The sequence below is a fragment of the endosymbiont of unidentified scaly snail isolate Monju genome (assembly GCF_000801295.1).
GTDB lineage: Bacteria > Pseudomonadota > Gammaproteobacteria > Chromatiales > Chromatiaceae > MONJU.
The window spans coordinates 1,734,205-1,757,679 of record NZ_AP012978.1; the positions used below are offsets into that span (position 1 = coordinate 1,734,205).

A 23,475-nucleotide genomic window follows, 5' to 3' on the forward strand; every position below is an offset into this window, starting at 1 on the left:
CCCGGAAAGGAGACCCCTCCATATGAAGATGGTGCTCGACGATGCCGGCGGCCTCAACCTGATCGGCGCCTATGCGCCCGGCGAGGCACGCATCCACGGCAAAACCTACCCGACCAGCCTACTGGTGTGGCCCCGGCGCATCGTCACCGACTGTCCCGTCGCCTCGATCGACACGCTGAACGCTGCCGACCTGGCCCCCATTCTCGAGGGCGCCCCCGAAGTCCTGGTGATCGGCACCGGCGAGCGCCAGCGCTTCCCCGACCCGGCGGTGCTCGCCCCGCTGATGACGGCACGCATCGGCTACGAGGTCATGGACAATGCCGCGGCCTGCCGCACCTTCAATATCCTGCTTGCCGAAGGCCGCGAGGCCGCGCTGCTGTTGCTGGCGGACCCCGCCGCGGACTGAACCCTGCCGATGCGCTGGCGCCAAATCGTTCTGCTGCTGATCCCGCTGTTCGTGCTGGCCGGCCAGATCGCCGCACTGGTGCTCGCTTCGCAGCGCCAGTCCGATCCGCTGACACGCCTGCTCGCCCGCGGCGAGCTGATCGTGGCTACCCGCGAATCGCCCAGTACCTGGTACCCCGGGGTCGAGGGTGCCACCGGTCCCGAACACGACCTGGTCGAGGGTTTTGCACAGGAACTGGGCGTGCATGCCCGCTTCGTGGTGGTGAACGACATCGATCGCCTGCTGGCCATGACCCGCCAGGGCGCGGTGCACATGGCCGCAGCGGGGTTGACCATCACCCCCGAGCGCCAGCGTACCCTGCGTTTCTCGGTCCCGTACCAGCAGGTGCGCGAACAGCTCGTCTACCGTCGCGGCGACCGGCGCCCGCGCACGCTCGACGGCATCCCTCCCCTGGCCATCCAGGTGATCGCCGGCTCTGCCCATGAAGAGACACTGAAGCAGCTGCACGAGCAACATCCCGCCCTGCAATGGATCGCGCGGCATCACATCGGCCTCCACGCCTTGCTCGAAGGCGTGGAGGCCGGCAACGTCCGCTTCACCGTGACCGACGACAACGAGCTGCTGCTGGCCAGCCGCATCTACCGCCACCTCGCCCCGGCCTTCGACCTGCGCAGCGACGCCGCGCTGGCCTGGGCCTTTCCCGCCTTCGGCAGCGACGCCCTGCGCCAGGCCGCTGACCGCTACCTGCAACGCATCCGCAAGAACGGCACCCTGCAACGCCTGCTCGAGCACTACTATGGCCACGCCGGGCGGCTCAACTTTGTGGACAAGCGTGCCTTCCAGCGCCACCTGCGTGAACGCCTGCCGGCGCTGCGCCCCTTCTTCGAACAGGCCGAACGCCAGACCGGCATCGACTGGCGCCTGCTCGCCGCCATCGCCTACCAGGAATCACACTGGAACCCGAAGGCCGTCTCGCCCACCGGGGTGCGCGGCGTAATGATGCTCACCCAGGACACCGCCCGCCAGCTCGGCGTGAACGACCGCATCGACCCGCAACAGAGCGTCCTCGGCGGCGCGCGTTACCTGCGCATCGTGGAAGAAAAGATACCGGAGCGCATCACCGAACCCGACCGCCTGTGGCTGACGCTCGCCGGCTACAACATCGGTTTCGGCCATCTCGAGGACGCACGCATCCTCACCCAGAAGGCCGGTGAAGACCCCGACCGCTGGTCGGCAGTGCGCCAGCACCTGCCGCGACTGAACCACCGAAAACTGGCCGAACAGCTACGCTACGGCAACGCCGACGGTGTGCAGGCAGTGGAATACGTGGAAAACATCCGCAACTACTACGACCTGCTGGTGTGGTACTACAATCACCCGGAGGATCTGACGGTCCAGGAGGCACGCCGCCGGGTTCAGTCCTCGCCGTCACACTCCGCCAGGTGATAACGGCGTACCAGCGAGGCAGTGGAGCAGTCCACGCCCGGTGAACAACTGATGTCCTCGAAGTCCTGGAGGATGTGACCGGCGAGCTGCTTGCCCAGCTCCACGCCCCACTGGTCGAAGGAATCCACACCCCAGACGATGCCCTGCACGAACACCTTGTGCTCGTAGAGCGCGATCAGCGAACCCAGGATGCGCGGGGTGAGGCGGTCGAACACCAGCAGGTTGCTCGGCCGATTGCCCGGAAACGCACGGTGCGGCAGCAGCGCGCGGATACGCGCCTCGTCGAGACCCACGGCCTCCATCTCGGCGCGCGCCTCGGCCTCGGTACGGCCACGCATCAGCGCCTGCGCCTGGGCAAAACAGTTGGCCACCAGCTTCTCGTGGTGCCCGGGCAGATCATAGTGACTGCACAGGGGCAGGATGAAATCGACCGGGATCAGGCGCGTGCCCTGGTGCAGCAACTGGAAGAAGGAATGCTGCGCATCGGTGCCCACCGCGCCCCAGATCACGGGCCCGGTGTGGTAGCTCACCGGCCGCCCGTCGCGGGTCACGCGCTTGCCGTTGCTCTCCATGTCGAGCTGCTGCAGAAAGGCCGGCAGGTGCTCGAGGTGCTGGTAGTAAGGCACCACCGCGTGCGAATCGCAGCCACCGAAATTGAGATACCAGATGCCCAGCAGGGCCAGCACGATGGGCAGGTTGCGCTCGGGCGGGGCCTCGACGAAGTGCTCGTCCATGTCGTGCGCACCGGCCAGCAGTTCCTCGAAGCGGTCCATGCCCACGGCCAGGGCGATCGGCAGGCCGATGCTCGACCACAGCGAATAGCGCCCACCAACCCAGTCCCAGAACTCGAACATGTTGTGCGCGTCGATGCCGAAGGCACGCACCGCCTGGGTGTTGGTCGAGACCGCCACGAAGTGCCGCGCCACCGCCTCCTCGTTGTGCAGGCGTTCGAGCAGCCAGCGTCTTGCCGACTCCGCATTGGTGAGCGTGTCCTGGGTGGTGAAGGTCTTGGAAGCGACCACGAACAGGGTGGTCGACGGGTCCAGGTGCTGCAGCGTGCTGGCCAGGTGCGCACCATCGATGTTGGACACGAAGTGCACGCGCAGATCGTCGCGCTGGTAGGGTCGCAGCGCCTCGCAGACCATCTTCGGGCCCAGACTGGAGCCGCCGATACCGATGTTCACCACGTCACGGATCGGCTGGCCGGTATAGCCCAGCCAGCGCCCGGCGCGTACATCCTCCGAAAAGGTGCGCATGCGCGAGAGCACCGAGCGGATCGCCGGCATCACATCACGCCCCTCGTGGCGGTAGTCGCGGTAGCCGAGATTGCGCAGCGCCATGTGCAGCACGGCGCGTCCCTCGGTGGTGTTGACCTTCTCGCCCCGCACCAGGCGGTCGCCCCAGCGCGACAGTTCGGCGGCCCTGGCCAGGTCGATGAGCAGCCGCATCGCTTTCTCATCGATCAGATTTTTGGAATAATCGAGGTCTATCCCGCAGGCTGACAGGCTGTACCGCTCACAGCGTTGCGGATCCCGGGCGAACAGGTCCCGCATGCGAATACCCCTCAACGACTGCCAGTGGCGCTCCAGCGCCTTCCATTCCGAGTCGATGAGTCCCTTGTCTTTCTGCATGACGGGCGCCTGAGTGCGATGCTCCCCTGAGTGGGAGCCGAGTATATCAACGCCCCGTCACGATGTGAGACAGCAACTGGAGTTTTCCCGATGACCGATTCCTTTGTCGAAGCATGCCTCAAGAAGGACAAGGCCCTGCGTTCCCGGGTGCGCCTGATGGGTAACATGCTGGGTGAGGTGGTGGCATCCCAGTCGGGAGAAGAAGTGCTGCATCACATCGAGCGTCTGCGCAAGGGCTTCATCCGCTTGCGCAAGGACCCGGATCCGGGCCGGCTCAAGCGCCTGAAAAAGCTGATCGACCGCCTGCCCCCGCATACCCTGCGGCCGGTCATCCGCGCCTTCGCCACCTATTTCCAGCTGGCAAACATCGCCGAGGAGAGCTTCCAGCACCGCCAGCGCCGGCGCGTGGCCGCCTCGGGCAAGACCCTGTGGGAAGGCTCCTTCGACCAGTGCATTCGCCAGTTGCGCGATCGCGGCATCAATCCCGAGCAGTTGCAGGACCTGCTCGAGGACGTGCGCTACATGCCGGTGTTCACCGCGCATCCCACCGAATCCAAGCGCCGCGCCATCCTGCTGCAACTGTGCCGTATCTTCGAGGCCAACGAGGGCCTGGACAGCCCGGCGCTCACCCTCGACCACAAGGACTTCTGGGAGCGCGCCCTGCGCACCCGCATCCAGACCCTGTGGAAGACCAACGAGGTACGCCCGGCCAAGCCGGACGTGCGCCACGAGATCCGCATGGAGCTGCACCACTTCAAGGCCAGCCTGTTCGATGCCGTCCCGGTGCTCTACCGCCGCCTGCAACATGCCATCGAGCGCGTCTACGGCGATCACCCCGACTATCATCACATCGAGCTGCCGGCGCTGCTGCGCTTCGGCTCCTGGATCGGCGGCGACCGCGACGGCAACCCCAACGTCACTGCCGAGATCACCGCCGAGGCCATCCTCACCCAGCATCGCACCATCCTGGAGTGCTACCTGGAGCGCATCGACCTGCTGGTCGACACCCTCACCCACTCCGACCAGTTCTGCACCCCCACGCCCGAGTTCAACGAGGCGCTGGCAGCGGATGATGCCTACCGCGAGGCGCACGATGCGCACTGGCCGGCACGCTTCACCCACGAGCCCTACCGGCGCAAGCTCTACATCATGAAGCTGCGCCTTCTGCACACACTGAAGCGCGCCGCCGCGCGGCTGGCAGGCGAACCGACCGAGGCCCTGCCGACCGGCTATCGCAGCGAGGGCGATTTCGTCCGCGACCTGGAACTGATCCACGACTCGCTGGCCAGCCACGGCGACCGCGAGGCCGCCGAGGCCGAACTGCTCGACCTGATACGCCTGGCGCGCACCTTCGGCTTCTACCTGGCACGCCTGGACATCCGCCAGGAGTCGACGGTACACACCGAGGCGGTGGCCGAGATCCTGTCGGTGCTCGGCATCGAGAACGACTACGCCGCGCTCGACGAGACGCAGCGCATGGCGCTGATGGGCCGGCTGATCGAACAGCCCCCGGCGCGCCCGGCGGCCGACCGGCTGTCGGCCATGACCCGCGAGGTGCTCGAGGTGCTCGACGTGGTACGCGAGATGCAGGACAGCATCAGCCCGCGCGTGATCGGACGCTATGTCATCTCCATGGCGCACCACGCCTCGGACGTACAGCACGTGATGTTCCTCGCCGCCCTGGCCGGGCTGACCGGCCAGCAGGGCGACGACTTCATCTGCCGCATCGGCGTCTCGCCGCTGTTCGAGACCATCGAGGACCTGCAACACATCGAACCGGTGATGAGCCACCTGCTCGACGACCCGGTGTATCGCCGCCTGCTCGAGGCCCACAGCACCCTGCAGGAGGTCATGCTGGGCTATTCCGACTCGGCCAAGGACGGCGGCATCGTGGCCTCGGCCTGGTCGCTCTACCAGGCCCAGCAGCAGGTGATCGCCCTGGGCCTCGAGCGCGGCGTGCGCATCCGCCTGTTCCACGGACGTGGCGGCACCATCGGCCGCGGCGGCGGCCCCACCCACCAGGCCATCACCTCGCAACCGGCCGGCACCGTACTGGGCCAGATCAAGTTCACCGAACAGGGCGAGGTGCTGTCGTACAAGTACGGCAACAAGGAGACCGCGGTGTTCGAACTGACCATGGGCCTTACCGGGCTGATCACCGCCAGCCTCGGCCTGGTACAGCCGGTGCCAAAGGACCCGCCGGCCTACGCGGAGACCATGCAACGCCTGCAAGAGGTGGGCGAGCGCCACTACCGCGAACTGACCGAGCAGACGCCCGGCTTCCTCGACTACTTCTACGAGGCCACGCCGGTCAACGAGATCGCCCTGCTCAATATCGGCTCGCGCCCCTCGCACCGCAAGAAAACCGATCGCTCCAAGGCCTCGGTGCGCGCCATCGCCTGGGTGTTCGGCTGGGCGCAATCACGCCACACCCTGCCCGCCTGGTACGGCCTGGGCAAGGCGCTGGACGACTTCTGCAACGCCGACCCGGCCAACCTCGAGGCCCTGCGCGGCCTGTACCGCGAATGGCCCTTCTTCCGGGCCCTGCTCAGCAACACCCAGATGGCGCTGTTCAAGGCCGACATGCGCATCGCCGCCGAGTACGCCGAACTGGCGCAGGACCAGGAGAGCGCACAGGCCATCTACCACAGGATACGCGAGGAACACGAACGCACCTGCCGGCGCATCCTCGAGATCGCGCAGCTCGACGAGCTGCTCGACGAGACCCCGCTGCTCAAGCGTTCCCTGCAACGCCGCGACCCCTACCTGGACCCGCTCAACCACATCCAGCTCGCGCTGCTGCGCCGCTACCGCGACGAGAACCTGGACGAGGAAGAACGCGAACGCCAGCTCGACCCGCTGCTGCGCTCGATCAACGCGATTGCCGCGGGGATGCGCAACACCGGCTGAGGGCGGGCATCAAGCCGACGACCAGGCCCACCGCTGGCGCCCGTTGTCCTGCGCCAGCGCCGGCACCTGGAAGCGCAGCCTGAACGCCTCCTCGCCCAGCCAGCGCACCAGGTCGCGCAGCAGGTTGTCGCACAGCGCCACCTGCCGGCTATCGCCCAGGCGCAGCAGGGCCTCGGCGTCCAGCCGCCGGTAGCGGATCGCCACCCGCGCGCCGCTCTCGGCACGATGCGGTTCGAGCAGTTCGCGCAGGCGCGCCACCACGTCGACCACCGCGAGACCCTGCTGGCGCATCCAGGCCTCTTCGAGGGTGATCTCCAGACCAGTGCAGCAACGCTGCCGGAAGTCCTCGAAGGGATGCACGTCATCGGCGCGGATCGACAACCCGCCCCGGTACTCGTCGGGTACCAGTGAGCCTTCGATCACCAGGATGCGATCGGGCGCGACACGATCCCGGCAACGCTCGAAGGTCTCGGAGAACAGCGTCGCCTCGATGCGCCCGCTGCGATCGTTGAGCAGCACCGAGGCCATCTGCCCGCGCTGGGTGTTGCGCCGCGCCACCGCCACCACCAGGCCGGCCACCCGCACCTTCTTGCCCGAGCGCCGGGCGCGGTTGCCCTGCACGTCGTCCAGGGTGAGCTGGGCGATGCGCGTGCCCAGCATCTGCTCGATCTGCGGCAGGTAGCGGTCGATGGGGTGCCCGGTGAGGAACAGGCCGAGGGTTTCCTTTTCGCCCTGCAGGCGCAGCTGGTCGTCCCATTCCTCGGTCTCGTCGGGGATCACGCCCAGCGCGGGCGCGGTGTCCTCGGCCACCGGGTCGCCGAACAGGTCCATCATGCCGGCCGAGCGATCCTGTGCCTGCTTCTCGGCCACCTTCAGCGCCAGCGGGAGCTGGATCATCAGGGTGGCGCGGTTGGGGCCGAGGCGATCGAGCGCACCGGCGCGGATCAGCGATTCGAGCACCCGCCGGTTGGCCTTCTTGAGGTCGATGCGCGAGCAGAAGTCGAACAGGTCGCGGAAGGCCCCGCCCTGCCCGCGAGCGGCCAGGATGCCCTCGATGGCGGACTCGCCCACACCCTTGATCGCGCCCAGGCCGTAGACGATGGTGTCGTCGCCATCCACGGTGAAACGGTACTGCGAGCGGTTCACGTCCGGCGGCTCGACCGTCAGGCCCATCTTGCGGCATTCCTCGATGAAGGTGACCACCTTGTCGGTGTTGTCCATGTCGGACGACAGCACCGCCGCCATGAAGGCCGCCGGGTAGTGGGTCTTGAGCCACAGCGTCTGGTAGGAGACCAGCGCATAGGCCGCCGAGTGCGACTTGTTGAAGCCGTAGCCGGCGAACTTCTCCACCAGGTCGAAGATCTTCATCGCCAGCTCGGGGTCGATGCCGTTCTTCTCGGCACCCGCCTTGAACACCGCGCGCTGCTTTTCCATCTCCTCGGGCTTCTTCTTGCCCATGGCGCGGCGCAGCAGGTCGGCGCCGCCCAGCGAGTAGCCGGCCATCACCTGCGCGATCTGCATCACCTGCTCCTGGTAGAGGATCACGCCGTAGGTCGATTCGAGGATGGGCTTGAGGCACTCGTGCTGGTAGTGCGGGTCGGGGTAGCTGACCTTCTCGCGCCCGTGCTTGCGGTTGATGAAGTTGTCCACCATGCCCGACTGCAGCGGGCCCGGCCGGTACAGCGCCACCAGCGCGGTGATGTCGTCGAAGTTGTCGGGCGCGAGCTTGACGATGAGCTTCTGCATGCCCTCGGATTCGAGCTGGAACACGGCGGTGGTCTTGCCGGTCTTGAGCAGGTCGAACGAGGCCTTGTCGTCCAGCGGGATGGTGGCGATGTCGATCGGCTCCAGGCCCTGCTGCCGACGCTGGGCGTTGATGGTCTCCAGCGCCCAGTCGATGATGGTCAGGGTCCGCAAGCCCAGGAAGTCGAACTTCACCAGGCCGGCCTGTTCCACGTCGTCCTTGTCGTACTGGGTGACCAGGTTGGAGCCGTCGGCCTCGCAGTACAGCGGCACGAAATCGGTGAGCTTGCCGGGAGCGATCACCACCCCGCCGGCGTGCTTGCCGGGGTTGCGCGCCAGGCCCTCGAGCTTGCGCGCCATGTCGATCAGCTGGGTGACCTCCTCGTCGTCGCGGTAGGCATTGGCCAGGTCCTCCGATTCCTCCAGCGCCTTGTCCAGCGTCATGCCCAGGTCGGGCGGAATCATCTTCGCCACCCGGTCGGTGAAGCCGTAGGGATGGCCCAGCACCCGGCCCACGTCGCGTACCACCGCCTTGGCCGCCATGGAGCCGAAGGTGATGATCTGCGAGACCGCGTCGCGCCCGTACTTGCGCGCCACGTAGTCGATCACCCGGTCGCGCTTGTCCATGCAGAAGTCCACGTCGAAGTCGGGCATGGACACCCGCTCGGGGTTGAGGAAGCGCTCGAACAGCAGGTCCAGCGCCAGCGGGTCGAGATCGGTGATCTTGAGCGCATAGGCGACCAGCGAACCGGCGCCCGAACCCCGCCCCGGTCCCACCGGCACGCCGTTGTCCTTGGCCCACTGGATGAAGTCGGCCACGATCAGGAAGTAGCCGGGGAAGCCCATGCTGTTGATCACGTCCAGCTCGATCTGCAGGCGCTCGTCGTAGGGCTTGCGCTTCTGTTCGAACTCGGGATCGTCGCGGCCGATGATGTGTTCCAGGCGCTCCTCCAGCCCCCGGCGCGCCTCGGCGGTGAGGAATTCCTCGATGGTCATGCCCTCGGGCACCGGGTAGTCCGGCAGGAAGTTCTTGCCCAGGGTGAGTTCCAGGTTGCAGCGGCGCGCGATCTCGACCGTGTTCTCCAGCGCCTCGGGAATGTCGGCGAACAGCTCGGCCATCTCCTCCGGGCTGCGCAGGTACTGCTGCTCGCTGTAGCGGCGCACCCGGCGCGGATCGTCGAGGGTGCGCCCTTCGTTGATGCACACCCGCACCTCGTGCGCCGGGAACTCGTCGGCCTCCAGGAAGCACACCGCATTGGTCGCCACCACCGGCACTTCCATGGCCACGGCCAGTTCCACGCTGGCGTGCAGGCAGTCCTCCTCCTCGGGACGGCCGGTGCGCACCAGCTGCAGGTAGTAGCGGTCGCCGAACACCTCCAGCCAGTGACGCAACCGTGTCTCGGCCAGCGCCCGGTTGCCGGCCAGCAGGGCACGCCCCACGTCGCCGTCACGCGCGCCCGACAGCGCGATCAGGCCCTCGCAGGACTCGGCGGTGAGCCAGTCGGCATCGGCCATCGGCCGGCCCAGGTGCTGACCCTCCTGGTAGGTGCGCGAGACCAGCTCGGTGAGCCGCCGGTAGCCGATATCCGACTGCACCAGCAGGACCAGCCGGAACGGCTGGTTGACGTCCTCGGGGTTGCGCAGCAGCAGATCCACCCCGCAGATCGGCTTGACCCCCGCGGCCATCGCCGCCTTGTAGAAGCGCACCAGCGCGAACATGTTCGACTGGTCGGTGAGCGCCACCGCCGGCATGCCCTTGTCCGCCACCGCCTGCACCAGCGGCTTGATGCGCGCGGTACCGTCCACCAGCGAGAACTCGGAATGGACGTGCAAATGGACGAAGGACTGGCTCATGATCGGGGACAGGACCGGTTGGGGACGGGGGCCAAGAGGATACCCCTTCGAGGGGGCGAGACCCAAGGGCGGCCCGCACCCAGTAAGCCAAAGGAGGAAACCACCAAGGACGCGAGGGCTCCAGGCGGCCTGAAACCGCACCACATCCGCTTGCAGAGCCTGGAATCAGCGCCCGCTCGCGGACCCTGCCAGATCACCCCCTCCCCCGCTCGCGAAACGGCCGATCAACTCCTCCCCCGCACGCGGGGGAGGCCGGGAGGGGGCAAACCGGTCACTCCTCCAGCAGCAACTGCGCCGGATGCACGCCAAGGGCCGTGGCCAGACGACGCAATGTGGTCCGTCGCGGCCGGGAGCCACCGCGCTCGATGCGGGCTATGGCCGATTGCTTCATGCCCGCCCGCCGGGCGACCTCTGCCTGAGTCAAGCCCAGGTGCTCGCGCCAGGCTGCTACCAGCGGCACCCCGTCGACGACCTGCCGCTCGACGACCGCCTGCGGAATGCCCTGTTCACGGGCATGCAGCGCTTGCCAGGCCCCGACCATCTCCTGGAAGCGATCCCATGGCACGACCGCAAAGATGGGCTTGCCGTCCTGCTCGATGACCTGGAAATCGGTAGGTGCGTTCATCGTGCTTTTTCACCTCTTCAATGCTGACGATACGAGTCTGATTCAGCACATCGAACAAGACCCTGTAATCACCGACACGCAGCCGGTAGCCATATCGGTGGTTCCGCAATGGCTTGATGCCCGGCACCGCCGGGAAGTTCGCCAGGCTGCGCCACTACCTGGCCTGACAAGGCACGCCGATCGGTCCCAGTAACCTGCTGATGGCCGCCCAGGCCTTGGCAACGGACCTGACAGTCGTTACCGCCAATACCCGGGAATTCACGCGCGTTCCGGGCCTGAAGACGGAAAACTGGCTCGAAGAACCACCGGTTTGAATGGGCTCCCGTGAGGCGCGGCGAGATCACAGGTTTCCGAAGCCCGCCCGGTAGCCAAACCAAAGGGAAAACCGCAAAGAACGCGAAGGGTTCTAGGCGTAGTAACGACCAATCTGTGCGGCGCAAACGAAGCGCAGCGTAGTTTGCGTCCGAACGAGCGCATTTTTATGCCTATATTCGGTTGCATATGATTTCATCTATGGCTATCACTAGTTGCTCTAGATGTTTAATGCGCTTTGCAATTTGGTCTTCGTTGATATTTTTGATTCTTCCATGAGAGTTGTAATCTCCACCATGCGCGATTTCATTTCGCCTATCCACCAATAGACCAACAGATTTCTTTAATCTCTTTTTCCCAGTTTTTGCTTCCGCATTGCAAGTGATATTCTTCAAACGGAATGGCAGGAAAATTTCATCTATGACGTTGAATTTTTGGGTGGTATATGTTTCGTAATGACGGGTGATTAGTGTTCTTATTCTTCTATAAGGTCTTTCCATGGACAGAAGGTTAAGCGCCTCCCTTGTATCCAGACCCGCATCACTAAGTAGTTTAACGAGAGAGTCATCAGATTTATATCTTTTTAGATATGGAACGAGCTTTTCGCAGAAAACATCAGTTACGTACGCATCCAACGCTGCAACAGCTAAAACGACTGCTCCCCGGATAATATCCTTAGGAGCAGGAGTTGCTCCATCTTTTCGATTCTGCGCGTGAAGGACCTTATAGCTATCGACTAAGGCCTCGCAGCGTGCGATAGTTCTCTTAAATTTGGCTAAAGCATTCGAAGGCATGACTATTATGCATAACGACTCACATCACCGGCAGCAAAAAGCAGAGCGAGGAACGAGCGGCGCTTTTTGCTGTCTGAGTGAATGTGATTGTTAGGCGCATTCTGTTCTATGCCTCTCTGGCTTCATAGGATTTACGTACATGATTGTTGATGTACGCGTTTAGCCCATCGCCTCTATCCGCGAGAAGTTTCATTTGCCCGATGTGATACGAACCCGCGCTTGCACAGGTGTACCGATAAATTGACCTGTCGCTGAATTGAACTCTTATGAAACAGTCGCCGTATTCGTAAGCTACTACTCCTGAATCTCGATCATAATCACTGTATCTTTTCATCATTTGACCCCCTATTCTTTATTTAATCGTTTACCCCCCTCATAGGATACACACCTTGGGCAGTAAATCAGCTTTCCATTCCAGATGGTCCAAATCTCATCATCAGGAGATTAATCAATCTCTCGGCCACAATCGCAGCAATCTGCACTGGGCTTCAGATGTAAGAGTTTCCATGCACATATGTACTTAGCTGCCATGTCATCTCCTTTAACGCCCAACAGTTGATTATGTGTATGGGACGAATATCGTGATATGTGGCTGGCGCCAATATTGCGATATGCAGCCGCTTGCCCCATTCCTGTTCTCCACCTCGACGACAAACACGAAACTCTGTCCACATCCCACCAGGAATTTCTTCGGACAATCCGCAGGCGCCCAACTGGCCGCCCCGGCAGCAGACCGATACGCTGAGGCCGCTGTTTACGCATCGTCTGCGCGTGGATTGGGCGGCAGGATTCGATCGGGAGATCTGACTCGGGGAGCGAGCCGAAACGGCGGGAGATCATGCGGCCTCGGTAGCAGCCGGCGGGATGATCGATGCGGCAGTGACGAAAGCGGACAAGCCCTTGGGCAGACGGTCTGCCGATCGTTGCCAGTGCTTCCTGACGGTAACCCGTGCCCGGGGGTATTCGATGGATACCGGGACGGCCTGTCCCGGTTGAGTGAGTCGATACGTCCTGTGCCATGAAGACAAAAATCCCTTTGTCTGTGCCGAGCAGGCGATTGCTTCCCTTTTTAGAACATCCGCTGGTGAAATGCAAAGTTGCCCGTGCATGCCCCTCTTCGCCGCACTCAGACCGCTTCGATCAAGCGCCGCGTCATGTGCAGCCGTACTTCAGGGTCTTCGGTGAGCATGTGGTACAGGTGCCAGGGGCTGGTGGCCTTGTTGGTCAGGTCGTCCAGGTCGGGGCGGATTTCGGCGTAGAGCGCGGGCAGGCGCCGGTCGAAGCAGTGCAGCGCCCGGGTGAGCGGGTCCTTGCGCTGACGGGCGAGGATGCGGTTGACGCCATCGGTGTAGAGGTCGCCCAGGCAGATGTGCACGGCGTTGAACAGGGTGGCCCAGCCGTTGAACCAGAACATCAGGTCGATGTCGAAGCGCACGTCTTCGGGCGCGCCCTGCATCAGCACCTGTTGCAGCAGCTCACGTTCCTTGACCGTCTCGCCCGGTTCCATCAGTTCGGCGCGGCCGTAGCCGTCGATGGTGGAGCTGGTGAGCAGGATGGGCACGTCCGGGTGCCGGGCGAGCACAAAGTTCATGTCCTTGAGAACCCGCCCCTTTTCGCCGGTGAGCGGATGGGTCTTGAGACGAGACGCCGGCTGGGTCGCCAGCACCTGCACCTGGTGCCCGCGCGCGCCCAGCTCGTTGACCAGGCGCGCGAACACCCCCTTGTGCAACACGTCGGTCGAGAAGTTGAGCGAGGTCTGCTTGTGCAGCAGCGCCAGTTGCACCTCGGGCGCGTGGCGCGGGGCGCATTCGACGATGTTGGCGATCTTGCGCACCGGGATGCGCTCTTTCAACTGCCCGTGCCGGTCCACGATCACTTCCTGGTGGAACTCGTCGAAGCTGATCTGCAACAGCACATGCGCCTTCGGCCAGTGCCTGGGGCGACCGCGCACCGCCGCGGCCATGCGGCCGATGACCTCCTCGGTGACCTCGGGCGTGTCGGCAAAATCGCCGTTGAGCAGAATGGCAAAGGTGCGCACCTGGCGCATGGCGCGGATGCCGTCGTAGAAGGCATCGAGGTGGCGGGTGAGGTCGCCGCCGGTGAACAGCACGCTGTCGGTCAGTGATTCGACCATGCGATAGACCTTCTGCGGATCGGGGTCGGTGGGCTTGAGCGGCCGCCAGATGAGCATGCAGTGCCGGCAGGTCTGCGGACAGCCCATCGCCGGGATGATGCCCAGCTTGGCGAAACGCGGCGTGCCCGGTGTTGCCGGCTCGGGCAGCGCATCGACCAGCTGCAGGCGTTCCAGGTCGGCCTCGCCCAGCATGTCGCCGTAGCGCTGTTTTTCCTGCCTTGCCAGTCCGCTGTAGGCGACCTTGAGCGTCTGGGTGAACAGGCCCAGCCCGCGCCAGGCCGTGAGCATGTGCTCGGCGAGGCGCTGCGGATCGCCGCCCTGCCCGGCCAGCAGTTCCAGCAGTTGCGCCTGCTGCACCGGCCCGCCGGGCGGGGCCTGGCGCCAGTGCTCGATGTAGCCCTCGATGAAGGCACGCGCGCTGCCGGCCTCGACGAGCAGGCGCATCAAAAAGCGGCGCTCGGGCGCGCGAAAGGCCGCCAGCACGCCCTCGCGGTAGGGCTCGGACACGTGTTCGCGCAGCCAGTGCCAGCCGTACAGGTAGGTGAGCGGGAAGGCCAGTGCTGCGGCGTCGGGGTGATCCCGCAACATCTCCGCCATGCCCTCGCGGGTCAGGCGATTGATCTCGGCCTTGAAACGCGCCCGCATCGCGGGCAGGTAGAGGCCGAGCAGACGCTGCTGCTCGGCCTCGTCGATCACGGTCTGCGGGCTGGCGGACATGACAGGCTCCCCGGCATCAGGATGCCCGCAGTATACCGGGACGCCCGGCCAGCCGCGCGGCGCCTGGTCTCGACAAGCGCCGCAAGACGGGTTCAGTAACGCGGCGACTCGTAGGCGCGGTGTTCCTGCCCTTGAACGATGGGCTTGACGTAGATCTCCACCCGCCGGTTGAGCTGGCGGCCGGCCTCGGTGGCGTTGCTGGCGCGCGGCTCGGACTCGCCCCGTCCCTCGGTACGCAGGCGGCCACGCGGCACCCCGCGCGAGGCCAGGTAGTCGGCCACCGATTCGGCGCGCCGCCGCGACAGGTCGAGATTGTATTCCTCGGAGCCCACGCTGTCGGTATGCCCCACCACGTGCACCACGGTCCGGTCGTACTTGAGCAGTACATCGGCCAGCTTGTCGAGCGAGCGGGCGAAGCCGTGCTTGATGCGCGCGCTGTCGAAGTCGAACGACACCTCGGAATCGATGCTCAGCTTGAGGGTGTCATCACGCAGGCGCTCGATCTCGAGCTGGTGCGCCTGCCGCTCCTGCGCCAGTTCCTGTTCGAAGGCCCGCTGCTGGTTGTCCATGTAGTTGCCCACCGCGGCTCCGGCCAGCGCGCCCACGGCCGCGCCGACCCACTTGCCCTTGCCATGATCCACCTGGTGCCCTACCACGGCACCGACCACCGCACCGACAGCAGCACCGACCTTGGCGCGCTGGTTGGGGTCATTGGTGGTACAGCCGGAGACCAGCAGCGCACCGATCATTGCAGCCGTAACAAGACGTTTCATGGCACTACCTCCTCTCGTCGTCATCCCGCTCACCTGTCGGGTCCTTGCCTGCATGATTGGGCAAGCCCGCACGGAATACAAGGCAGGCGATCACAGACAGGCCACGGTTTCAGCTGCCGTTCAGGATGCGGCGCACCGGCCCGAAGCTGCGCCGGTGGATGGGGCTTGCGCCCAGCTCGCGCAGCGCCTCGAGGTGTTTGCGGGTGGGATAGCCCTTGTGCCCGGCCAGACCATAACCCGGGTAGCGCGCGTCCAGCGCCACCATCTCGCGGTCGCGCGTGACCTTGGCCAGGATGGAGGCCGCAGCAATCGCCGGCTCCGAGCCGTCACCGCCGACGATGGCCGTGGTCGGACACGCCAGCCCCTCGGGCACCCGGTTGCCGTCGATCAGCGCATGATCCGGCGCCAGGGACAGCCCCTCGACGGCACGCCGCATCGCCAGCAGGCTGGCCTGCAGGATATTGAGCCGGTCGATCTCCTCGACCTCGGCGCGACCCAGCGACCAGGCCAGCGCACACTCGCGGATCTGCTCGAACAGCGCCTCGCGGCGTTTCTCGGTGAGTTTCTTGGAGTCGTCCAGCCCGGCGACGGGACGCGCCGGGTCGAGGATCACCGCCGCAGCGACCACCGGACCGGCGAGCGGGCCGCGGCCGACCTCGTCGACGCCGCAGATCAGGGAAGGTCTCGGGGAATCGGCAGGGTTCACAGCTCCCGCACCACCCGGAATCCCAGGTTCACGTCCAGCTCGTCGCGCAGGCGCGCGCGGCGCGCGGCGGAGCGGGCGTGCACGGCAGCATCGAACCAGGAACCGCCGCGCACCACGATCCACTTGTTGCGCCGCCCGACCGGCGCGGGGTGGACACGCGGCAGGTTGGCCAGCGAGTTGCGCCAGTTCGACTCGGTCATCTCCCAGACGTTGCCGTGCATGTCATGCAGGCCCCAGGTATTGGGCCGGTAGCTGCCCACCGGCAGGGTGTGTGCCACCGGCGCGCACCTGGGCAGGTAGAAACGCTTGTTGTCGCGCGCTTCCTCGTAAGGGAAGCTGGCCTTGAAGTGCACCTCGCGACAGCTCACCGAGTCGCCGAAGGCGAAGGGCGTGGTGGTGCCGGCACGGCAGGCGTATTCCCACTCGGCCTCGGACGGCAGGCGGTAGCGCTGCCCGGTGCGCTCGCTCAGCCAGGCGCAATAGGCCTCGGCCTCGCCGTGGCGGATATTGATCACCGGGTGACGGCCCTCGCTGGTGATCAGATCGGGCCGCCAGCGCCAGCCGGTGGCACGGGTGAAGGCCGCGAACTCCTCGGCGGTCACCGGGTAGACGCCGATGGCGAAGGGCCGGGTGATCTGCTGGTAGTGTTGCGGCCCCTCGCCCGCCCAGTGACCGAACTCGTGCTCGGGCGAGCCCATCTCGAACATCCCGGCGGGGATCACCGCCAGCTCGGGCGCCTCGCCGGCGTCCAGCGGATCGCGGAAGCGCACCGGCAGGCCGAGCGCCTCGGCGGTGCGTGCCTGCAGGGCCTGGCGGGCAGCCTCGTCGAGATCGGGGACGAAGGACAGACGATCGGACGATTCGGGTTGCAGGGACGACATGGCGACACGACGGTTGATCAACAAGGCGGCGCATTATCGCCGATCCCGCCCACACGGCGAAAGCGCCCTTCCCCCGCCATTCACGGGGTCACCCCGGCATTACCGAGAAATAGACGATCTTCATTCCCATGGTGGAAAGTCACCCTCGGCGGCCAGTTCATTCATCGCCTGCTCCAGCCGCTGCATGAACGCACGCCGCTCGCCACCGGCATCGATTGGTTCGCCCACGAAGACATCGCAGAAGAAGGGCACCAGCAGCGCCTCGCCGCGCGGCAGGGCCTTGCCCAGCCCGTGCAGGAACACCGGGATCACCGGCACCTCGGGATGTGCCTGGTGAATGCGTGCGACGCCCTGCTTGAACGCGGCGAAGCGCTCGGGCTCGCCGCGCGTGCCCTCGGGAAACAGGATCAGGATCTCGCCGGCCGCCAGCGCCGCATCGATGTCGGCAAAGGGGTTCTCGCCACGGCGTGGCCTGCTCCGTCGCAGCGGCAGGATGCCGATGATCTCGCGCGCGAACCAGGCCAGCGCCCGGTTGCGCAGGAAATAGTCCATCGCCGCCACCGGCCGGATACGCGGCAGCAGGCGGCGCGGCAACAGCGTCATCAGCACCAGGGTGTCGAGATGCGAGTTGTGGTTGGCCACGATCACCGCCGGTCCCTGCGCCGGCAGGCGTTCACGGTGGCGCACGTTCAGCCCCAGCACGAACAGCACCAGGAAGCGCACTACCCCGTCGAAGAACAGGCGACGCAGCAGACGCACGGGCAGGGAACGGTCGGACATGGCCTGGAACTGTCTAGAAATACAGGTAGTAGATCAGGTGAAAGAACAGCGGCGCGGTGAAGGTGAGGCTGTCGATGCGGTCCATCACCCCGCCGTGGCCGGGCAACAGCGAGCCGGCGTCCTTCACCCCGATGTCGCGCTTGAGCGCCGAGATGGTCACATCGCCGATGAAGCCCGCCCCGCCGATCAGCAGGCCGGCGGCCGCGGCCTGCGCGGTCGAGAGAGGCGTCAGCCAGGGGGCCAGCAGCAGCGCGAGTACCGTCGTGCTCGCCACGCCGCCGGCGAAGCCTTCCCAGGTCTTGTTGGGCGAGACGCGCGGCGCGATGTGCCGCCCAGCTGCAACAGCATGGCCGCGTGCGAAATGGAGAACACCAGGGTCATCACCCCCCAGTGCAGGGTACCGGCGGCGCGCAGGAAGTCACGCGTCTCGCCGATCAGCACCATGCGGAACGGCAGGAACAGGAACAGGTAAACGGGAATGAAGATGATGAACATCCCGTACCAGCCGATGTGTACCCAGTAGTACTGCAGGGGGATGGCCAGGTAGGCCCAGAACAGCACCCGGCGGTCGGCGCGCCGCGTGGGGATGATCGAGAAATATTCCTTGAGCGCCAGGAAGCTGACGATGCCGAAGAAGACCACCGAGACGGTTGGCGACACCACGATGGCCAGCGCGAACACGGCCACCATCACCCACCAGGAGCGGATGCGCGCACGCAATTCGCCAAAATCGCGTTGCGTGTGACGCCGCGCCAGCCACCACTGCACTCCGCTGGCGATCGCCAGCAGGCCGAACAGGCCACCGAGCACCCACAGCACGTTGGGCGAGAGGTGCGCGAACATCAGCCCACCTCGGCCAGCGCCGCGCGGGCGCGGTTGAATACCGTAAGCACCAGCAGGGCGCAGACCGCGCCGAGCAGCCAGTCGCTCCAGCCGGCCAGCGGCAGGCCCAGGGCCCCGACCAGCGCCAGGGCGCCGAACAGGAAGGCCCGGTCGGACTTGCCCATCGGCCCGTCGTAACGACGCGAGCCGCCAATCTGCACCGCTACCACCCCGGTCATCTCGGTGAGCAGCGCCAGCAGCACCACCGTCATCACCCAGGGCGCGGACAGCCCCGGCACCAGCGCGAAGGCACCGTAGAGGGCGGCATCCGATATCACGTCGCCCAGCTCGTTGAGCACCGCGCCGAGCGGTGTCTTCATGTCGTGCTCGCGCGCCAGCATGCCGTCGATGGCATTCAGCGCCATGCGCACGAACAGCACCCCGGGTACCAGCGCCAGTGCCCAGCGCGCCCCACCACTGAAGGCCACCGCCGCCCCGGTCACCAGCGACAGGACCAGCGCGGCGAGCGTCACCTGGTTGGCCGTCACGCCGGCCGCGGCCAGCCGCGCCGTCACCGGCCGCAGCCGATTCTGGAAGGCGGGTTTCAGGTCGTAGATGGTGGGCATGACAGTCTCTCCCGTACGGACGACCATGCAGCTTTCGATGGTCCCTACAGTTCCCCGAGCGTCAGCCTACGACCTATTCCCCACCTCAGCAATGCGTTCGGCCCGAGGACGGGCCTCCTGCAGGTGGCAACAGCGTCCCTGCCGCGAATGTTCGGCCCGAGGACGGGCCTCCTGCAGGTGGGAGCGGCGTCCTCGCCGCGAACACTCGATCGCCTCGTCAGCGATGCAGCCCCGCGTCGCGGGGTGCCTTGAGCGCCACCTCGACCGCGTGCCGCCGCGTCTCGCCGTCCGCGTTCTGGCGCAGCACCACAAGGCGCAGCCGTGCTCCGGGCCCCAGCCCCAGCATACCCAGCTTGAACGCCGTGTAATCGGTAACCTCCCGGCCGTTGATCGCAACGATGCGATCCCCCTCGCGCAAGCCGGCAGCACGCCCGGCACTGCCCGGGGTGAATCCCTTGATCACCACCCGGCCGTCGGCAATATCGAGCAAGGCACCGATCAGGCCACGTGGCGGCAGGGGCCGTTCCTCGCTGAGCACCAGGTAATCGGCCTGGCCGCGCGGCGGCTCGTCGTCCACCGGGCGCAGTATCACCACCCCGCGGATGCCGCTGCGCCGGCTCACCCGGTTGGGGATGCCGTGCCGGCCCGCGACATGACCACGCCCGGCCATCACCACCATCTGGCGTTCGGGATGGGCCTTCAGGTAGGCAGCAATGCGCTGCGCCATGCTCTCGTCCCAGGTGAGCTGCACCTCGCGGAAGCGCGGAAACTCCTGTGACTTGCGCTCATGCTGCGAGAACACTCCGCGCAGGATGCGGTCGTATTCGCGGTCGCTGAAATCGTAGCTCTCCGGCAGCTCGTCGCGCAGGCCGGGCGGCAGCCCCGCGATGCCGCGGGCACGGATCGCTTCGGTCAGCTCGCGACTCGCATTCAGGGCAATGATCGGTATATGGTGCTCACGCGCGTAGCGGATGATCGGTCGGTACAGCCGGTAGTCGAAGCGCCAGCGGGTGAAGTACTCGGTACGCCGCAGCATCTCCGCCTCGTCGATACGCCCGGCGATGTAGTCGTCCAGCGCCGACTGGAAACGCGCCTGGAACCACTCGACACCCAGCGCGACCCGATCCGGCGGCAGGGCCCGCAGCACCGCCAGTTGCAGCCGGTGGTCGGCATTGCGATCGTGGACCTCGCCGACATAGATCAGGCGTTGGTCGCGCAGGCGCGCCAGCAGCTGCGGCAGGCCGGGGCTGAATGCGGTCTCGACCACCAGGGCATCCCCCGTTTCGGGCGGAGCAGCGTGTGCCGGAGGCGCGGTCGGGCGTACCGGGGGACTGCCACAGGCGGCCAGCACCAAGGCAAGGAGCAGGAGAGGAATGAAGCGCATTCTGTACGGTTTCCTGTTGTATCTCTCGTGGCTGGCCGCCGCGGCCGCCGGCCCGGCGCACGACATGGCCATCCGCCTGCAGGTGGACGCGGGCCGTCTGATCGTAACCGACCGCATCACGCTTGACGAACCGAGCCGCCGATTCGTGTTCCGGCTCAACAGCGGTCTGCGCATCGACGCGCACCCCGGGCATCTGGAACGCCTGGAGACCACCTCGACACAGACCCACTATCGCCTGACCTTCGACCGACCGGAGCGCCACATCGTTCTCCGCTACACCGGCCGGCCCCGCTTCCCCACCACGCATGGTCATGGCGGCATGCCGGCTGGCGAAATCACGCCCCAAGGCGTCTGGCTGGATGACGTCTCGGCCTGGTACCCGCTGACCGGCGATCCGGTACAGGGTGCCCGGCTCGCCATCGAGACCCCGCGGGGCTGGGAGGCGCTCGCCGTGGGCCGGCGCAAACAACAGGGGAACACCGTGGTCTGGCAGACCGGGCGACCGCTGCAGGCCCTCTACCTGGTCGCCGGTCCCTTCCACCGACATGAACGACAGCTGGGCGAGGTCACCCTGGCCGTCTGGCTGCTGCACGACGATCCCGCACTGGCCGAGCGCTATCTCGCGTTGCTGAGCGACTACCTGCGGCATTACCAGGCGCTGATCGGTCCCTACCCCTACGCGCGGTTCACGGTAGTCGAGAACCGCTGGCCCACCGGCCTGGGCATGCCCGCCTTCACCCTGATCGGCGGGCAGGTCCTGCGCCTGCCCTTCATCCCCTACACCTCGCTGCCCCACGAGCTGCTGCACAACTGGTGGGGCAATGGCGTCTGGGTGGACTATGAGCGGGGCAACTGGAGCGAAGGGCTGACCAGCTACCTGGCCGATCACTGGATGCAGGAGCGCCGGGGCAAGGGGGCGCGCTACCGCCTGCGCGCATTGCAGCGTTACAGCAACCATGCCGCACAGGGCCGAGACCTGCCGCTGCGCACCTTCGTCAGCCGCCACGACGAGGCCTCCCAGTCGGTGGGCTACAGCAAGTCCCTGATGCTGTTCCATATGACCCGCCGCCTGCTGGGCGATGCCGCCTTCGAGGCCGGCCTGCGCCGGCTCTGGAGACAACATCACTTCGAGCGCATCGGCTTCGAGACCGCGCTGCGCACTCTGGTGGGCGACCGCCCCGACCTGCTCGCACGCTTGCGGCCCTGGCTGGCGCGCAAGGGCGCCCCCCGCCTGCAACTCGGCGAGACACAGGTGCAGCCCCAAGGTGACGGCTTTCGCCTGAGCCTGGTCCTGGCACAGGATGCCGATCCGCCCTTCGACCTGCACCTGCCCGCGCGTCCGCAGCGGCTGCAGGTGGACCCCGACTACGATGTGCTGCGCCGGCTGGACCCGCGCGAGCAGCCACCGGCCCTGAACCTGCTGTTCGGCGGCCCGACCTGGCTGGTGCTCCCCGCCGACGCACCGACAGCGCGTTACACCGCCTGGCGACGCCTGGCCGAGGCCTGGCGCAAGCGCTATCCCGGCTTGCGGGTGATCGACGACCGCGACGCCGACAGCCTGCCCGCCACGGCGCACCGGCTGCTGCTCGGCTGGGACAATCGCCTGCTCGACCCACACCACCTGTCGGACTCCCGGTACCGTCTCGACCAGGACGGCCTGGAAGCCGAAGGCCGTTACTGGCCCCGCCGGTCCTTCGCCGTGGTGCGCGTGAGCATCGATGCCCAGGGTATCGGGCGCGGCTTCATCGGCGCCGGCGACCCGAAAACCATCGAGGCACTGGCCCGCAAGCTGCCGCACTACGGCAGCTACGGGGTGCTGGTATTCGAACACGGAAGCGCGCGCAATCGCCTCAAGGTCAGCCCCGACAACCCGCATTCGCCCTTGTCCCGGTCGTTGTGAGGTCGACACCTTCGAGCCGTTGCAGCTGGCGCCCACAAGCCGAGGTCGGCATAATACCGCGCTTCGTCCCGGTGATTGGCCGCTTGGCCGGGTATCGGCGGGCCGGTATAATCCCAAGTAATTCAGTGCGGGCCGGTATAATCCCAAGTAATTCAGTCAACTTCTCGAGGTGCGGCCACGGCCGCCCGGATCACCCATGACAGCAAGCTCCACCCCCAAGCCGGTCAACGCGGCCGACATCGAAGACGTCCAGGCCAGTCTCGACACTCGCCAAATCGCCATCAACAAGGTGGGTATCAAGGACATTCGTCACCCGGTGCGCGTGGCCGACCGCAGCGAGGGCAAGCAGCACACCATCGCCACTTTCAACATGTACGTGTACCTGCCGCACAACTTCAAGGGCACGCACATGTCGCGCTTCGTCGAGATCCTCAACGCCCACGAGCGCGAGATCTCGGTGGACACCTTCAAGCAGATGCTGGTGGAGATGGCCGAGCGCCTGGAGTCCGAGGAAGGCCACATCGAGATGACCTTCCCCTACTTCATCAACAAGAAGGCGCCGGTCTCAGGCGTGGAGAGCCTGCTCGACTACCAGGTGACCCTGATCGGCGAGATCCGTAACGGCAAGCCCAAGATGTACATCAAGGTGGTGGTGCCGGTGACCAGCCTGTGCCCCTGTTCCAAGTCGATCTCCGACTACGGCGCGCACAATCAGCGTTCGCACGTCACCGTGACCGTGCGCACCTGCGAGTTCGTGTGGATCGAAGAGATCATCGAGATGGTCGAACAGGAAGCCTCCTGCGAGCTGTATGGCCTGCTCAAGCGCCCGGACGAGAAATTCGTCACCGAGCGCGCCTATGACAATCCCAAGTTCGTCGAGGACATGGTGCGCGACGTGGCCGCACGCCTGAACGCCGACGACCGCATCTGCGCCTACGTGGTGGAGTCGGAAAACTTCGAGTCCATTCACAATCACTCGGCCTACGCGCTGATCGAAGACGACAAGGAGGCCAAGGCCGGTTGAACCCGGC

At 65.9% G+C, this 23,475-nt stretch carries 16 protein-coding genes and 2 pseudogenes; 5 read left to right on the forward strand and 13 right to left on the reverse strand.

The window, feature by feature from the left end:
* Positions 1 to 22: 22 nt before the first annotated feature.
* Together EBS_RS08345 and mltF are read left to right on the forward strand one after the other, a co-directional pair.
* Positions 23 to 406 carry an Mth938-like domain-containing protein gene (locus EBS_RS08345; RefSeq protein ID WP_043108217.1) on the forward strand — a complete coding sequence of 128 codons (384 nt, stop codon included), beginning with the start codon at positions 23 to 25 and terminating at the stop codon, positions 404 to 406.
* A gap of 9 nt (positions 407 to 415) precedes the next feature.
* Positions 416 to 1,852: a membrane-bound lytic murein transglycosylase MltF gene (gene mltF, locus EBS_RS08350; RefSeq protein WP_052199426.1), complete on the forward strand. Its 1,437-nt coding sequence runs from the start codon at positions 416 to 418 to the stop codon at positions 1,850 to 1,852.
* Here mltF and pgi read toward each other — a convergent pair.
* Positions 1,822 to 3,483 (reverse strand): glucose-6-phosphate isomerase, encoded by a 1,662-nt coding sequence (gene pgi, locus EBS_RS08355; protein WP_043108218.1) that lies wholly within the window; start codon positions 3,481 to 3,483, stop codon positions 1,822 to 1,824. The two genes, mltF and pgi, sit on opposite strands and share 31 nt — an antisense overlap.
* Before the next feature lie 90 nt (positions 3,484 to 3,573).
* Between pgi and ppc the strand changes: the two genes are divergently transcribed.
* Complete coding sequence (gene ppc / locus EBS_RS08360) at positions 3,574 to 6,393, forward strand: phosphoenolpyruvate carboxylase (protein WP_043108219.1); 2,820 nt, start codon at positions 3,574 to 3,576, stop codon at positions 6,391 to 6,393.
* Positions 6,394 to 6,402: 9 nt separating this feature from the next.
* On the opposite strand, the gene dnaE is transcribed toward ppc, so the two are convergent.
* The 12 genes and pseudogenes from dnaE to EBS_RS08410 all read right to left on the reverse strand — a co-directional run bounded on the left by dnaE (position 6,403) and on the right by EBS_RS08410 (position 20,544).
* Entirely contained in the window at positions 6,403 to 9,990 is a 3,588-nt protein-coding gene (gene dnaE / locus EBS_RS08365) for a DNA polymerase III subunit alpha (RefSeq protein ID WP_052199427.1), read from the reverse strand.
* Between the two features lie 271 nt (positions 9,991 to 10,261).
* Positions 10,262 to 10,615 (reverse strand): helix-turn-helix domain-containing protein, encoded by a 354-nt coding sequence (locus EBS_RS08370; RefSeq protein ID WP_043108220.1) that lies wholly within the window; start codon positions 10,613 to 10,615, stop codon positions 10,262 to 10,264.
* Positions 10,599 to 10,730 (reverse strand): annotated as a pseudogene (locus tag EBS_RS14595) (type II toxin-antitoxin system RelE family toxin); the annotation flags it as partial. The pseudogene EBS_RS14595 and the gene EBS_RS08370, both read right to left, overlap by 17 nt.
* A gap of 370 nt (positions 10,731 to 11,100) precedes the next feature.
* On the reverse strand, positions 11,101 to 11,721 hold the full coding sequence (locus tag EBS_RS14040; RefSeq protein ID WP_148307709.1) for a HEPN domain-containing protein: 621 nt from the start codon (positions 11,719 to 11,721) through the stop codon (positions 11,101 to 11,103).
* 1,126 nt (positions 11,722 to 12,847) lie between these two features.
* Entirely contained in the window at positions 12,848 to 14,572 is a 1,725-nt protein-coding gene (locus EBS_RS08375; RefSeq protein WP_043108222.1) for a radical SAM protein, read from the reverse strand.
* A gap of 92 nt (positions 14,573 to 14,664) precedes the next feature.
* Positions 14,665 to 15,345 carry an OmpA family protein gene (locus EBS_RS08380; protein WP_081999888.1) on the reverse strand — a complete coding sequence of 227 codons (681 nt, stop codon included), beginning with the start codon at positions 15,343 to 15,345 and terminating at the stop codon, positions 14,665 to 14,667.
* A 109-nt stretch (positions 15,346 to 15,454) separates the two neighbouring features.
* Positions 15,455 to 16,051: a ribonuclease HII gene (rnhB, locus tag EBS_RS08385; protein ID WP_043108225.1), complete on the reverse strand. Its 597-nt coding sequence runs from the start codon at positions 16,049 to 16,051 to the stop codon at positions 15,455 to 15,457.
* Complete coding sequence (locus EBS_RS08390; protein WP_052199635.1) at positions 16,048 to 16,932, reverse strand: formylglycine-generating enzyme family protein; 885 nt, start codon at positions 16,930 to 16,932, stop codon at positions 16,048 to 16,050. The genes rnhB and EBS_RS08390 overlap by 4 nt, the downstream gene beginning before the upstream one ends.
* Positions 16,933 to 17,052: 120 nt before the next feature.
* Positions 17,053 to 17,712, reverse strand: a complete 660-nt coding sequence (locus tag EBS_RS08395) for a lysophospholipid acyltransferase family protein (protein ID WP_043108226.1) — start codon at positions 17,710 to 17,712, stop codon at positions 17,053 to 17,055.
* A gap of 13 nt (positions 17,713 to 17,725) precedes the next feature.
* Positions 17,726 to 18,555, reverse strand: a pseudogene (locus EBS_RS08400) (phosphatidate cytidylyltransferase).
* Positions 18,555 to 19,160 carry a CDP-alcohol phosphatidyltransferase family protein gene (locus EBS_RS08405; protein ID WP_043108228.1) on the reverse strand — a complete coding sequence of 202 codons (606 nt, stop codon included), beginning with the start codon at positions 19,158 to 19,160 and terminating at the stop codon, positions 18,555 to 18,557. The pseudogene EBS_RS08400 and the gene EBS_RS08405 overlap by 1 nt, the downstream one beginning before the upstream one ends.
* A 217-nt stretch (positions 19,161 to 19,377) precedes the next feature.
* Positions 19,378 to 20,544, reverse strand: a complete 1,167-nt coding sequence (locus tag EBS_RS08410; protein ID WP_043109535.1) for a ChaN family lipoprotein — start codon at positions 20,542 to 20,544, stop codon at positions 19,378 to 19,380.
* Here EBS_RS08410 and EBS_RS08415 point away from each other — a divergent pair.
* Entirely contained in the window at positions 20,534 to 22,444 is a 1,911-nt protein-coding gene (locus EBS_RS08415) for a M1 family metallopeptidase (RefSeq protein WP_052199429.1), read from the forward strand. The genes EBS_RS08410 and EBS_RS08415 overlap by 11 nt on opposite strands.
* Before the next feature lie 196 nt (positions 22,445 to 22,640).
* Positions 22,641 to 23,468, forward strand: a complete 828-nt coding sequence (folE2, locus tag EBS_RS08420) for a GTP cyclohydrolase FolE2 (RefSeq protein WP_043108230.1) — start codon at positions 22,641 to 22,643, stop codon at positions 23,466 to 23,468.
* Positions 23,469 to 23,475: the final 7 nt, after the last annotated feature.

Coding starts and splice junctions, on each gene's coding strand:
- EBS_RS08345 (WP_043108217.1), top strand. CDS start 23: ATGAAGATGGTGCTCGACGATGCCGGCGGCCTCAACCTGATCGGCGCC.
- mltF (WP_052199426.1), top strand. CDS start 416: ATGCGCTGGCGCCAAATCGTTCTGCTGCTGATCCCGCTGTTCGTGCTG.
- pgi (WP_043108218.1), bottom strand. CDS start 3,483: ATGCAGAAAGACAAGGGACTCATCGACTCGGAATGGAAGGCGCTGGAG.
- ppc (WP_043108219.1), top strand. CDS start 3,574: ATGACCGATTCCTTTGTCGAAGCATGCCTCAAGAAGGACAAGGCCCTG.
- dnaE (WP_052199427.1), bottom strand. CDS start 9,990: ATGAGCCAGTCCTTCGTCCATTTGCACGTCCATTCCGAGTTCTCGCTG.
- EBS_RS08370 (WP_043108220.1), bottom strand. CDS start 10,615: ATGAACGCACCTACCGATTTCCAGGTCATCGAGCAGGACGGCAAGCCC.
- EBS_RS14040 (WP_148307709.1), bottom strand. CDS start 11,721: ATGCCTTCGAATGCTTTAGCCAAATTTAAGAGAACTATCGCACGCTGC.
- EBS_RS08375 (WP_043108222.1), bottom strand. CDS start 14,572: ATGTCCGCCAGCCCGCAGACCGTGATCGACGAGGCCGAGCAGCAGCGT.
- EBS_RS08380 (WP_081999888.1), bottom strand. CDS start 15,345: ATGAAACGTCTTGTTACGGCTGCAATGATCGGTGCGCTGCTGGTCTCC.
- EBS_RS08390 (WP_052199635.1), bottom strand. CDS start 16,932: ATGTCGTCCCTGCAACCCGAATCGTCCGATCGTCTGTCCTTCGTCCCC.
- EBS_RS08395 (WP_043108226.1), bottom strand. CDS start 17,712: ATGTCCGACCGTTCCCTGCCCGTGCGTCTGCTGCGTCGCCTGTTCTTC.
- EBS_RS08405 (WP_043108228.1), bottom strand. CDS start 19,160: ATGCCCACCATCTACGACCTGAAACCCGCCTTCCAGAATCGGCTGCGG.
- EBS_RS08415 (WP_052199429.1), top strand. CDS start 20,534: ATGAAGCGCATTCTGTACGGTTTCCTGTTGTATCTCTCGTGGCTGGCC.
- EBS_RS08410 (WP_043109535.1), bottom strand. CDS start 20,544: ATGCGCTTCATTCCTCTCCTGCTCCTTGCCTTGGTGCTGGCCGCCTGT.
- folE2 (WP_043108230.1), top strand. CDS start 22,641: ATGACAGCAAGCTCCACCCCCAAGCCGGTCAACGCGGCCGACATCGAA.